The organism is Streptomyces lomondensis (genome assembly GCF_014651035.1).
Classification (GTDB): Bacteria; Actinomycetota; Actinomycetes; order Streptomycetales; family Streptomycetaceae; genus Streptomyces; species Streptomyces lomondensis.
Window position 1 is genome coordinate 121864 of the sequence record NZ_BMWC01000013.1, and the last position, 13058, is coordinate 134921.

Consider the following 13058-nt stretch of genomic DNA (forward strand, 5'->3'; position numbering starts at 1 on the left):
TGTCTAGACCAGTTTCCCATACGTGAAGCCCGCCCGGAGCGGTCCTGTCGGTCCACTCCGGGGGTGCCGTCGGATCGCGGCCTCGACCCGACTGACGCCCTCCACAGACTGCCTCGCGCCGTTGTCGGACGCTAGCCGTACTCTGGGGCCCATGCAGACCTCGCCGGACCGGCACGAGTATCCCGCCCACTGGGAAGCCGACGTGGTGCTGCGCGACGGGGGTACCGCGCGCATCCGGCCCATCACCGTTGATGACGCCGATCGCCTGGTCAGCTTCTACGAGCAGGTCTCCGACGAGTCGAAGTACTACCGCTTCTTCGCGCCGTACCCTCGCCTGTCCGCCAAGGACGTCCACCGCTTCACGCACCACGACTTTGTGGACCGGGTGGGACTCGCGGCCACGGTCGGCGGCGAGTTCATCGCCACCGTACGCTACGACCGGATCGGCGCGGACGGAACGCCCGCGTCCGCACCGGCCGACGAGGCCGAGGTCGCCTTCCTGGTGCAGGACGCCCACCAGGGCCGCGGGGTCGCCTCCGCCCTCCTCGAACACATCGCCGCCGTCGCCCGCGAGCGCGGCATCCGCCGCTTCGCCGCCGAGGTGCTGCCCGCCAACACCAAGATGATCAAGGTGTTCACGGACGCCGGGTACACGCAGAAGCGCAGCTTCGAGGACGGCGTCGTCCGTCTGGAGTTCGACCTCGAACCCACCGACCGCTCCCTCGCCGTGCAGTACGCGCGCGAGCACCGCGCCGAGGCGCGGTCCGTGCAGCGGCTGCTCGCGCCCGGCTCGGTCGCCGTCATCGGCGCCGGGCGCACCCCGGGCGGCGTGGGCCGCAGCGTCCTCGGCAACATCCGGGACGCCGGGTTCACCGGCCGGCTCTACGCCGTGAACAAGGCCCTGCCCGAGGGGCAGAAGGAGCTCGACGGCGTGCCCGCCCACCGCTCGGTGCGCGACATCGACGGCCCGGTCGACCTGGCGGTCGTCGCCGTGCCGGCCGAGCACGTCCCCGAGGTCGTCACCGAGTGCGGCGAACACGGCGTGCAGGGGCTCGTCGTCATCTCCGCCGGATACGCCGAGAGCGGCCCCGAGGGGCGCGAACGCCAGCGCGCCCTCGTGCGGCACGCGCGCACGTACGGCATGCGGATCATCGGGCCGAACGCCTTCGGCATCATCAACACCTCCCCCCAGGTCCGCCTCAACGCCTCCCTCGCCCCCGAGACCCCGCGCCCGGGCCGGATCGGCCTGTTCGCCCAGTCCGGGGCCATCGGCATCGCCCTGCTGTCCCGGCTGCACCGGCGCGGCGGAGGCGTTACCGGCGTGACCGGAGTGTCCACCTTCGTCTCCTCCGGCAACCGGGCCGACGTCTCCGGCAACGACGTCCTGCAGTACTGGTACGAGGACCCCGACACCGACGTCGTCCTCATGTACCTGGAGTCCATCGGCAACCCCCGCAAGTTCACGCGCCTCGCCCGCCGGACAGCCGCGGCGAAGCCGCTGGTCGTGGTCCAGGGCGCCCGGCACGGCGCCGCTCCCCAGGGGCACGCCGTACGGGCGACCCGGCTGCCGCACGCGACCGTCTCGGCGCTGCTGCGGCAGGCCGGCGTGATCCGGGTCGACACGATCACCGACCTGGTGGACGCCGGCCTCCTGCTCGCGCGCCAGCCCCTGCCCGCCGGGCCCCGGGTGGCGATCCTCGGCAACTCCGAGTCGCTCGGCCTGCTCACGTACGACGCGTGCCTCGCCGAGGGCCTCCGGCCGCACCCGCCGCAGGACCTGACCACGGCGGCCTCCGCGGCGGACTTCCACGCGGCCCTGTCGCGCGCGCTGGCCGACGACCGGTGCGACGCGGTCGTCGTCACCGCCATACCGGCGCTGGGGGAGGGCCCGGTCGGCGACGCGGCCCTCGCCGAGGCCCTGAGGTCGGCGGCGGCCGCCGCCCCGGCCAAGCCGGTCCTCGTCGTCCACGTGGAGCTCGGAGGCCTGGCCGAGGCCCTGTCGGCGGCGGCGAGCACGGCACCCCAGGCCGCGGTCGGCACTCCTCCGCAGACGGCCCCCCGCCCGACCTCCGCGGAGGAACGGCCCCGGACCGCCGAGGCCCCCGAAGGCGCCCACCTCATCCCCGCCTACCCCGCCGCCGAACGGGCCGTCCGCGCCCTCGCCCAGGCCGTCACCTACGCGCAGTGGCGGCGCGACGCCGCGGACCCCGGCAAGGTGCCCGAGTACGAGGACATCGACGAGAAGGGCGCCGCCGCACTGATCGACGGGCTCCTCGCGCGCGGGCAGGGACTCACGCTCGGCACCGAGGAGACCTGCGACCTGCTCGGCCACTACGGCATCCCCGTCCACCGCGCCCTGCCCGCCCCGACCCCCGACGCCGCCGCCGAGGCCGCCCGCACGCTCGGCTACCCCGTCGCCCTCAAGGCCACCGCCCCGCACCTGAGGCACCGCGCCGACCTGGGCGGCGTCCGCCTCGACCTCGCCGACGAGGACCAACTGCGCCGGTCGTACACCGAGTTGACCGAGCTGTTCGGCGCGCCGGAGGAGCTGCGCCCCGTCGTGCAGCGGATGGCACCCCGCGGCGTGGACGTCGTCGTCCGGGCCGTCATCGACCCCGCGGCCGGAGCCGTGCTCTCCTTCGGACTCGCCGGAGCCGCCTCGCAGCTGCTCGGGGACACGGCGCACCGGCTGATCCCGGTCACCGACCGGGAGGCGACCTCGCTGGTGCGGTCGATCCGCACGGCCCCCCTGCTGTTCGGCTGGCGCGGCTCCGCACCGGCCGACACCCGCGCCCTGGAGGAGCTGCTGCTGCGGGTGTCCCGGCTGGTGGACGACCACCCCGAGGTCGTCGCGGTCACGCTCGAACCGGTCGTCGTCGCCTCGCACGGACTGAGCGTGCTGGGCGCCTCGGTCCGTCTCGCGCCACCGCCCGCCCGCGACGACCTCGGCCCGCGGACCCTCCCCGCGTACTGACCGGGGGCGAGCGGTGCCTCGCAGTCAGTGGTCCCCCGTAGGATGGGCGTCATGGCCAAGACCAGTACGACGACCCAGGGGCTGCGGGCGGCGATCGAGCGCAGCGGCTACTACCCGGCCCTCGTGGCCGAGGCGGTGGAGGCCGCCGTGGGCGGCGAGCCCATCCGGTCGTACCTGGTCCATCAGGAGACGACGTTCGACCAGAACGAGGTACGCCGGCACGTGACGGTGCTCGTCCTCACGGACAACCGCTTCATCGTCAGCCACACCGACGAACAGGCCGCCGACACCACCTCCCCGACGCCGTACGCCACGACGTCCACGGAGTCGGTGAAGATCGGCCGCATCTCGTCGATCGTGGTCAGCCGCGTGGTCGCCAACCCGGAGTCCTACAAGCCGGGCACCCTGCCCCGCGAGGTCGTGCTCACGATCGGCTGGGGCGCCGTCTCCCGCATCGACCTGGAGCCGGCCGCCTGCGGCGACCCCAACTGCGAGGCGGACCACGGCTACACCGGCAACTCGACGGCGGACGACCTCAGCCTGCGCGTCAGCGAGGCCGGGGACGGACCGGAGACCGTGCGCCAGGCACTCGCCTTCGCGCAGGCCCTCTCCGAGGCGACCGCGGACACCGCCCGCTGATGGCACAGCCGAAGACGGCCTGGGACCGCCACCCCGAACCGCTCGCCGTCGCCTCCGCACCGACCCCCGAGTACGGCAGCGGTTCGCTCGCGGACCTGCTGCCCACGCTGGCCGCCGGCCTGGCCGTGCCGGGCATGACCGCCACGATCACCGAGCTGACCCCCGCCGACCGGAACTGCGTGTTCCTGATCGACGGCCTCGGCTGGGAGCAGCTGAGGGCGCACCCCGAGGACGCCCCCTTCATGACGTCCCTGCTCGCCACCTCGCGCGGCGGCACAGGGCGTCCGCTCACCGCCGGCTATCCGGCGACCACGGCGACCTCCCTGGCCTCCGTCGGCACCGGCCTGCCGCCCGGCGCCCACGGCCTGCCCGGCTACACGGTGCGCAACCCCGACACCGGCGAGCTGATGAACCAGCTGCGCTGGCAGCCCTGGACCCCGCCCGGCCCTTGGCAGCCCTACCCCACGGTCTTCCGGCTGGCCCACGAGGCGGGCGTGCACGCCGCGCAGGTGTCGTCCCCGACCTTCGAGAACACCCCGCTCACCAAGATCGCGCTCAGCGGCGGAACGTTCCTCGGGCGGCTGACCGGCGAGGACCGCATGGACCTGGCGGCCGAGCAACTGGCCGCGGGCGACCGCTCCCTGGTGTACACGTACTTCGCCGAGGTCGACGGCGCCGGCCACCGCTTCGGCGTCGACTCCGACGCCTGGCGCGGCCAGCTCATGTACGCCGACCGCCTGGTCCAGCGCCTCGCCGAGCAACTGCCGCCGCGCAGCGCGCTCTACATCACCGCCGACCACGGCATGATCGACGTGCCCTTCGACGAGGAGCACCGCATCGACTTCGACGAGGACTGGGAGCTGAGCGCCGGAGTCGCCCTGCTCGGCGGCGAGGGCCGCGCCCGGCACGTCTACGCCGTACCGGGCGCCGCGAACGACGTCCTCACCTGCTGGCGCGAGGTGCTCGGCGAGCAGTTCTGGGTCGCCTCGCGCGACGAGGCCATCGCGGCGGGCTGGTTCGGGCCGAAGATCGACGAACGGGTGTACAGCCGTATCGGCGACGTGGTCGCCGCCGCGCGGGACGACGTCCTGCTCATCGCCTCCGAGCGGGAGCCGAAGGAGTCGGCGATGGTCGGCAACCACGGTTCGATGACCCCTGCCGAGCAGTTGGTCCCCCTGCTCGAAGTACGCTCCTGAAGCACGCCCCACCCCGACCCCTCACGCCGAAAGGTGCTCAACTCCACATGCCCGAGCTGGTGTTCTTCTCCGGAACGATGGACTGCGGGAAGTCGACGCTGGCTCTCCAGATCGAGCACAACCGATCGGCGCGCGGCCTGCAGGGCATGATCTTCTCGCGTGACGACCGCGCCGGCGAGGGCAAGCTGTCCTCGCGCCTCGGCCTGGTCACGGACGCGGTGGAGGTCGAGGACGGGCAGGACCTCTTCGCCTACCTCGTCGACCATCTCTCGCGGGGCGGCCGCGCCGACTACGTGATCGTCGACGAGGCGCAGTTCCTCGCGCCGGAGCAGATCGACCAACTCGCGCGCGTGGTCGACGACCTGGGCCTCGACGTCTACGCCTTCGGCATCACGACCGACTTCCGCTCCAAGCTGTTCCCCGGCTCCCAGCGGCTGGTGGAACTGGCCGACCGGGTCGAGGTGCTCCAGGTCGAGGCCCTGTGCTGGTGCGGTGCCCGCGCCACGCACAACGCCCGGACGATAGGCGGCGTCATGGTCGTCGAGGGAGCCCAGGTGGTCGTCGGCGACGTCACGCACTCCGCCGACGAGGTCGGGTACGAGGTCCTGTGCCGCCGCCACCACCGCCGCCGTATGACCGCGGCGACGGCCCGTGCGGCGGCCTTGTCGCCGGACGTGCTGCCGGTGACGTCGGCCTGAGCAGCATGCGGGCAGGCCGTCGGACGGGCCGTCAGCCCGCCGGTTGCAGCAGCGCGAACCGCGCCCCCTCAGGGTCCGCCACCCTCGCCACCCGCCCGTGCGCCGTGTCGTGCACCGGCTTCAGGACGTGCCCGCCCAGGTGGACGAGATGGTCCAGGGCGTCGTCGACGTCGGCGACCTGGAAGTACGTCACCCAGTGCGCGCCCCGGTCGCGGGGCAGGGCCTGCCCCAGTCCGTGGATGCCGGCGACGGGCCCGCCCCCGAGGTGCAGGGTCACGCAGTCGAAGTCGGCGGAGACCATCGGCTCCTCCTCGTAGCCGAACACCGTCCGGTAGAACTTCGCGACGCTCGCCGTCTCGAAGGTCAGCAGCTCGTTCCAGGCGGGCGTGCCGGGGACGCCCGAGACGGTCGTGCCGAGGTGCGCGGCGGCCTGCCAGATGCCGAAGACCGCGCCCGACGGGTCGGAGCAGATGGCCAGGCGGCCGGCGTCGGCGGCGTCCAGCGGGCCCACCCCGATCGTGCCGCCGCAGCTGCGCACCGTCTCGGCCGTCCGGTCCACGTTCCGGGAGGCGAAGTAGGGGGTCCACGCGATGGGCAGATGCCGGTCCGGGGGCAGCCGGCCGATGCCCGCCACCTCGCGCTCGTCGAGCAGCGCGCGCACATACGGGCCGAGCTGCTGGGGGCCCGGCCGGAACTCCCAGCCGAACAGCGCTCCGTAGAACTCCTCGGTCGCGGCCGGCCCGTGCACCATCAGGCTCACCCAGCAGGGCGCGCCGGGCGCGTGCCGGGCGGGTGTTTCGCCGTTCGGGCCGGTGGACCCCCGGGTGTCGGTCATCGTCACTCTCTTCTCGGCCTCGTGCGGCCGTTTTCTCCGCAGCCCTCGTGGGGCGGGCACGCCCTGTGGGGCGGCTCTTGTCCGGAGAATGCCTGATGTGCGCGGCGCTGTCCCTTGCGGCGCGCTTATCGGCAGGTGTCGTTCAGCTGTACAGCATGTGCTTGTTCCCGTACGCCAGGTGATCGTCTGCGACCGGCCGGGCCGAGGGGCCGAGCAGGACGGCGCGGCCGGTCCGGTGCGCGAGGATGGGGAACATGAACGCCATCATCTCCGCATCCGACCTCGCGAGCGCCCTGACGGGCGCCCGTCCGCCGGTCCTGCTCGATGTCCGCTGGCAGCTCACCGCGGCCAAGGCGGCGGGTGAGCCGCCGTACGACGGCCGGGCCGCGTACGAGGCAGGGCACCTGCCGGGGGCCGTCTACGTCGACCTGGACCGCGAGTTGGCCTCCGCGCCGGGCCAGGGCGGCCGGCATCCGCTGCCCGACCTCGCGCGCTTCGGGGCCGCGATGCGCCGGGCGGGCGTGTCGTCCGGGACGCCCGTGGTCGTCTACGACGGCGGGCAGGGGTGGGCGGCGGCCCGGGCGTGGTGGCTGCTGCGCTGGACGGGGCACCCGGACGTGCGGGTCCTCGACGGCGGGTTGTCGGCCTGGGAGGGGCCGTTGGAGAAGTCGGTGCCGACGCCGGAGGAGGGTGACTTCGTGCCGGAACCGGGAGCGGCGGGGCTGCTCGACGCCGACGCCGCCGCAGCGTTGGCGCGCTCCGGGGTGCTGCTGGACGCGCGGGCGGGGGAGCGGTACCGGGGTGAGGTGGAGCCGATCGATCCGGTGGCCGGGCACATCCCGGGCGCGCTGTCGGCGCCCACCACGGAGAACGTGGGGCCGGACGGCTGCTTCCTCCCCGCCGAGGAACTGCGGGAGCGCTTCAAGGGGCTCGGTGTGTCCGAGGGTTCCCGGGTCGGCGTGTACTGCGGGTCGGGCGTCTCCGCCGCCCACGAGGTCCTGGCGCTGGCGGTCGCGGGCATTCCGGCGGACCTGTACGTCGGGTCGTGGTCGGAGTGGTCCTCGGACCCGGACCGGCCGGTCGCGGTGGGGCCGGATCCCCAGTAGCCCGACGCGGGAAGAGGGCCGCGCCTTGCGGGCGCGGCCCTCTTCCCGTGCAGCCGATCCGGCTACTCCTGCTTCTTGCGCCGCGTCCCGAACACGATCTCGTCCCAGCTGGGGACGGCCGCTCTGCGGCCCGGGCGGACGCCGTCGGCCTCCGCCTGGCGGTCGGTGGCGCCGATGAGCCGGTCGCGGTGGCTCCCGACGGAGCGCGGCATGAGGACGTCCGCGTAGGCGGAACCGGCCGAGGCCGCGGGAGCCGGGGGCTCCTCCTCCTCGGGCTCGGCGACGGGCTCCTCCTCGGGCTCCACCGGTGCCGCCGGGCGCTCCGGAACCACCAGGTCACCGCGGAAGCTGGGCACCGCCTCCAGCAGGCTGGTCAGCGAGTCCCGCTCGCCCGTGCTCTCCTCGACCGGTTCGGACGCCTGCGCGGGCAGGCTGGGCCGCTCGGGGCGGTCCAGCGGTCTGTCGCGCGGGAGCCGGGCGATCCGCGGGACGAACGGGAAGCTGGGCTCGGGCGCGGCCAGGTCGTCGGACTCGCCGATCAGCGAGCGCGCCTCGTCGTCGACGGCCTGGACGAGCCGCCGGGGCGGGTCGTACGTCCAGCTCGCCGAGTGCGGCTCGCCCGCGACGCGGTAGACCAGCAGGACCTCCCAGGTGCCGTCGTCACGACGCCACGAGTCCCACTGGACGGTGTCCTTGTCGGCCCCGCGCAGCAGCAGCCGCTCCTGCACGGCCTCGCCGAGGGGGGGACCGGAGTTCTCGCCGGGGCGGCGGACCGGGGTCTTGCGGGCCCGCTCGGCCATGAACGCACGCTCGGCGAGCACGGGTCCCTCGAAGCGGCGGACCCGGTCGACGGGGATGCCTGCCATCTGCGCGACCTCTTCCGCGGTCGCGCCGGCACGTATACGCGCCTGGATGTCGCGGGGGCGGAGGTGGCTCTCCACCTCGATCTCGATCTGGCCGAGGCGGGGACGGTCGCCGCGCACGGCGGCGCGGAGCCGTTCGTCGATCGGCAGCGTGTACTCCGTGCTGTCCGCAGCCTTCAGCACCAGCCGTGTGCCGTCATTCGAGACGGCCACGACACGCAGTTCGGGCATGGGGACCTCCCGGGTGGTGCCTGCCGACGTCACGTGCGTCGCTGCTTCCGCTAGTCGAGTGTGGCCTGCCCGGGTGCAGCCTGCCACAACCTTGCCGAGTTGCCCGGCGTGTCGGGCGCTGGCCCTGGAACGCCGTTATGGCACGGTTACCTATTCGCAACGCTAAGTGACGAACTCCATCACCCTGTGCAACTAGCCCCCTCCCGGCGGTCCTTAAAGGCCCTGTACACCCTGACGGGAGACCGGACCCAGGGCTCGCAACAGTACTCCATTTGGGCCACGTGCGTGGATTGGCACGCCGCCCAACTTCTGGCAAGAGGGGGGACTTGGCCGCCCTCTGCCCCCTTTTCGTGATCTTGAACGTGGGGAACTTCACGTAATCACCGGAATCGGAACTAAGGGTTTCGGTCGCACGTCCCCCACCGGCGAGCAGATCCGCGGCGCACGCGCCGCCGCCACCCGGCCAGTTCACCGAGGGCACCGTGTACCGCGCCCGGGTAGGGGGCGCTGGAAGCGCCCGGTGTCCGGTGAGACCGGCGGTTCGCACTCCGGTTCCGGGGGTGACGGCGGGGCCACGACCGGAACGTCCACGGGAGCGCCGCGGGACGAGAACGTCTCGCCTTCCCCGGGCGAGGACGGGAGTACGGGCCCCACCCCGGCCCCCAGCCAGAGCGAGGACCCCGCGCACACCACCCCCGGCGCGTCGCCTACGCCCCCAGAACCCTCCGCAAGTAGTCGTTCTGGAACCGCCGGTCAGGGTCGAGACGGTCCCGCAGCGCCGTGAACTCGCCGAAGCGCGGATACACCCGGGAGAAGTACTCGGCGTCCCGAGTGTGGATCTTGCCCCAGTGCGGACGGCCCTCGTGGGCGGTGAAGATGCGTTCGGCCGCGGTGAAGTACCGCTGGTAGGGCGTGCCCTGGAACATGTGGACGGCGATGTACGCGGTGTCGCGGCCGGATGCGGTGGACAGCGTGATGTCGTCGGCCGGGGCGGTGCGCACCTCCACGGGGAAGCTGACCTTCAGCCCGGAGCGGTCGACCATGGTCTTCAGCTCGCGCAGCGCCTCGACGACGGCCGCGCGCGGAACGGCGTACTCCATCTCCACGAAGCGCACCCGGCGCGGAGACGTGAAGACCTTGTAAGGGATGTCGGTGTAGGTCCGCGCGGACAGGGCCTTGCTGGAGATCTGGGCGATCGCGGGGATCGTGGCGGGCACCGCGCGGCCGACCCAGTTGGCCACCTGGAAGACGCCGTTGGAGAGGAACTCGTCCTCGAACCAGCTCTTCAGCTGCGGCACCGGCTTCTCCGGGCCCGCGCTGCGGTTGTTGCGCTTGGTGTTGGTGTTCCCCGTGTGCGGGAACCAGTAGAACTCGAAGTGCTCGTTCTCGGCCCAGAGTTCCTCGAAGTCGGCGAGCACCCTGTCGAACGGCATCGGCTCCTCGCGGGCCGTGAGCAGGAACACCGGCTCGACGGCGAACGTGATCGCCGTGACGATGCCCAGGGCACCGAGGCCGATGCGGGCGGCCGCGAAGACCTCCGGGTTCTCCTTCTCGGAGCAGGTGAGGACCGAACCGTCGGCGGTGACCAGCTCCAGGCCCCGGATCTGGGCGGCGATCGAGCCGGAGTCGCGGCCGGTGCCGTGCGTGCCGGTGCTGGTGGCCCCGGAGACCGTCTGCTCCATGATGTCGCCCATGTTGGTCAGCGACAGTCCCTCACGCGCCAGGGCCATGTTGAGCCTCTTGAGCGGGGTGCCGGCCTCCACCGTGACCGTCATGTTCTCGCGGTCGATGTCACGTATGCCGGTCAACAGTTGAGGGCGGATCAACACACCGTCCGTCGCGGCTATGGCGGTGAAGGAGTGCCCCGTGCCGACGGCCTTCACCTTGAGGCCGTCCTCGGCGGCCCGCCGCACGGCGGCGGCCAGCTCGTCGACGGAGGCCGGGGTGACCTCCCGCGCGGGACGCGCCAGGACGTTGCCGCCCCAGTTACGCCACGTGCCGTTCTTTCCGTTCGCTGTGCTGCTCAACGGAGCCTCCCCGACCCGGTGCCGGTCGCTTGAGCCGGCGGAACCCGAGGAAACCCACCGCGACCGCGACGGCCCCGGCCACGGCCGGAACCCCGTACCCCGCACGCGCCCCGGCCGCGTCGATCACCCAGCCGGCCGCGGAGGAGCCGAGCGCGACTCCCACCGCGAGCCCGGTGCTCACCCAGGTCATGCCTTCGGTGAGCTGCGCGCGTGGTACGTGCTCTTCGATGAGGGACATGGTCGTGATCATCGTAGGAGCGATGGACAGACCCGCAACGAACAGCGCCACGGCCAGAAACGGCAAGTTTCCGACCAGTAGGAGGGGGATCATACTCACGGCCATGGCGCACACGCCCAGCAACCACCGGCGTTCCGGCGCCCCGGCGAAGTGCATGAGGCCGAAAACCATGCCTGCCACGCAGGAACCGGCCGCGTACAGCGCGAGGACCACGCTCGCGGCGGCCTTGTGCCCCTCCTCGTCGGCGAAGGCCACGGTGACCACGTCGACCGCCCCGAAGATCGCCCCGGTGGCGACGAAGGTGGCCACCAGGACCTGAAGCCCCGGCGCGCGCAGCGCGCTGCCGCCGCCCTTGCGCTCGCGCGGGTGCGGCTCCGGCTCGGTGGCGCGCTGCGCGGTCAGCCAGAACACGCCGACCGCCAGGAAGCAGGCGGCGATCAGCGGACCGGCCTCCGGGAACCAGGCCGTGGACAGCCCGATGGAGATGATCGGCCCGAAGATGAAGCACACCTCGTCCACCACGGACTCGAAGGAGTACGCGGTGTGCAGCTGCGGCGTGCCCCGGTACAGGGCCGCCCAGCGGGCCCGGATCATCGCGCCGACGCTCGGGACGCAGCCGATGCCGACACAGGCCACGTACAGCACCCAGTCCGGCCACCCGTAGTGCGCCGCGAACAGCAGCACGGCCGCCGCCGTGAGCGAGATCAGCGTCGCCGGGCGCAGCACCCGCCGCTGCCCGTACTGGTCCACCAGCCGCGAGACCTGCGGTCCGGCCACCGCGGCGGCCAGCGCGATGGTGGCCGACAGGGCACCGGCCAGGCCGTACCGCCCGGTGAGCTGGGAGACCATCGTGACCACGCCGATGCCCATCATGGACAGCGGCATCCGGCCGAGGAAGCCCGCGGCGGAGAAGCGTTTGCTGCCGGGGGCGGCGAACAGGGCGCGGTAGGGGCTGGGCAACGGGGTCTCCGAAAGAGGCTCAGTAAGCTGCGAACGCAGTCGACACAGCTTACGGCTCCGGACGCCCCGACGCACCCGTCCGGCCCAGTCCGGAAGCGGCCCGCGCGCAGGTGTCACCCCGCCGTTTCCCGGCTGTCAGTGCAGGGTGGCAGGATCGGACCCATGCCAGACGCGCGCGATGCCACCCCCTACGACGCCCTGCTCCTGCTCTCCTTCGGCGGCCCGGAAGGCCCGGACGACGTGGTCCCGTTCCTGGAGAACGTGACGCGCGGGCGCGGCATCCCCAAGGAACGCCTCAAGGAGGTCGGGCAGCACTACTTCCTGTTCGGCGGGGTCAGCCCCATCAACGACCAGAACCGCGCCCTGCTGGACGCCCTGCGCAAGGACTTCGCCGACCACGGCGTAGACCTGCCGGTCTACTGGGGCAACCGCAACTGGGCGCCGTACCTCACGGACACCCTGCGCGAGATGGTCCGCGACGGCCGCCGCCGCATCCTGGTCCTCGCCACCAGCGCCTACGCCTCGTACTCGGGCTGCCGCCAGTACCGCGAGAACCTCGCCGACGCGCTCGCCGCCCTGGAGAGCGAGGGCCTGGAGCTGCCGAGGATCGACAAGCTGCGGCACTACTTCAACCACCCCGGCTTCCTGGAGCCCATGATCGACGGTGTGATCCGGTCCCTCGAGGAGCTTCCCGAGGAGGTCCGGGACGGGGCGCACATCGCCTTCTCGACGCACTCGATCCCGACGGCCGCCGCCGACACCTCCGGGCCCGTCGAGGACCACGGCGACGGCGGCGCGTACGTGAAGCAGCATCTGGACGTGGCGAAGCTGATCGCCGAAGCCGTCCGGGAGCGCACCGGCGTCGACCACCCCTGGCAGCTCGTCTACCAGTCCCGCTCCGGCGCCCCGCACATCCCGTGGCTGGAGCCCGACATCTGCGACCACCTTCAGGAGCGGCACGCGGCCGGTGTCCCGGCCGTCGTGATCGCCCCCATCGGCTTCGTCTCCGACCACATGGAGGTCCTCTACGACCTCGACACGGAGGCCGAGGCCAAGGCGGAGGAGCTGGGGCTGCCGATGCGCCGCTCGGCCACCGTCGGCACCGACCCGAGGTTCGCCGCCGCGATCCGCGAGCTCGTCGTGGAGCGCGCCGCCGTCGAGCGCGGGCAGGAGACCACGCCGTGCGCCCTGGGCTCCCTCGGGGCGAGCCACCACCTCTGCCCGGTCGGCTGCTGCCCGGCCCGTGCCCCCCGGCCCGCCGCGGCGGGCGCCGACAGCACCTACGCGTGAG

The 13058-nt window shown here is 72.9% G+C and carries 10 protein-coding genes; 6 read left to right on the forward strand and 4 right to left on the reverse strand.

Annotation, left to right across the window (positions count from 1 at the left end; genetic code table 11):
• The first annotated feature begins 151 nt into the window (after window positions 1-151).
• Genes IE255_RS33155 through IE255_RS33170 form a run of 4 tightly spaced genes read left to right on the forward strand, consistent with a single transcriptional unit; the run spans window position 152 to window position 5507 of the window.
• A complete protein-coding gene (locus IE255_RS33155; RefSeq protein WP_190054101.1) occupies window positions 152-2974 on the forward strand; it encodes a bifunctional acetate--CoA ligase family protein/GNAT family N-acetyltransferase in 2823 nt (940 codons plus the stop codon).
• Window positions 2975-3016: 42 nt separating this feature from the next.
• Window positions 3017-3613: a DUF5998 family protein gene (locus IE255_RS33160; protein WP_190054102.1), complete on the forward strand. Its 597-nt coding sequence runs from the start codon at window positions 3017-3019 to the stop codon at window positions 3611-3613.
• Window positions 3613-4809, forward strand: a complete 1197-nt coding sequence (locus tag IE255_RS33165) for an alkaline phosphatase family protein (protein ID WP_190054103.1) — start codon at window positions 3613-3615, stop codon at window positions 4807-4809. The genes IE255_RS33160 and IE255_RS33165 overlap by 1 nt, the downstream gene beginning before the upstream one ends.
• A 47-nt stretch (window positions 4810-4856) precedes the next feature.
• Window positions 4857-5507: a thymidine kinase gene (locus tag IE255_RS33170; protein WP_190054104.1), complete on the forward strand. Its 651-nt coding sequence runs from the start codon at window positions 4857-4859 to the stop codon at window positions 5505-5507.
• A 31-nt stretch (window positions 5508-5538) separates the two neighbouring features.
• Here IE255_RS33170 and IE255_RS33175 read toward each other — a convergent pair whose 3' ends face one another.
• Window positions 5539-6342 carry a VOC family protein gene (locus tag IE255_RS33175; RefSeq protein ID WP_190054105.1) on the reverse strand — a complete coding sequence of 268 codons (804 nt, stop codon included), beginning with the start codon at window positions 6340-6342 and terminating at the stop codon, window positions 5539-5541.
• Window positions 6343-6596: 254 nt separating this feature from the next.
• Between IE255_RS33175 and IE255_RS33180 the strand changes: the two genes are divergently transcribed.
• Window positions 6597-7448, forward strand: coding sequence for a sulfurtransferase (locus IE255_RS33180; RefSeq protein ID WP_190054106.1), 852 nt, complete (start codon window positions 6597-6599; stop codon window positions 7446-7448).
• 62 nt (window positions 7449-7510) lie between these two features.
• Here IE255_RS33180 and sepH read toward each other — a convergent pair whose 3' ends face one another.
• The 3 genes from sepH to IE255_RS33195 form a co-directional block, all read right to left on the reverse strand.
• Complete coding sequence (gene sepH / locus IE255_RS33185) at window positions 7511-8542, reverse strand: septation protein SepH (protein ID WP_190054107.1); 1032 nt, start codon at window positions 8540-8542, stop codon at window positions 7511-7513.
• A 707-nt stretch (window positions 8543-9249) separates the two neighbouring features.
• The gene (locus IE255_RS33190) at window positions 9250-10569 is read right to left on the reverse strand and encodes a D-arabinono-1,4-lactone oxidase (protein ID WP_190054108.1); all 1320 of its coding nucleotides are present in this window, start codon (window positions 10567-10569) and stop codon (window positions 9250-9252) included.
• Entirely contained in the window at window positions 10529-11767 is a 1239-nt protein-coding gene (locus tag IE255_RS33195) for an MFS transporter (protein ID WP_190054109.1), read from the reverse strand. Before IE255_RS33195 ends, IE255_RS33190 begins: the two co-directional genes overlap by 41 nt.
• Window positions 11768-11929: 162 nt before the next feature.
• On the opposite strand from IE255_RS33195, the gene IE255_RS33200 reads away from it, so the two are divergent.
• A complete protein-coding gene (locus IE255_RS33200; RefSeq protein WP_190054110.1) occupies window positions 11930-13057 on the forward strand; it encodes a ferrochelatase in 1128 nt (375 codons plus the stop codon).
• The last annotated feature ends 1 nt before the right edge of the window (window position 13058 follow it).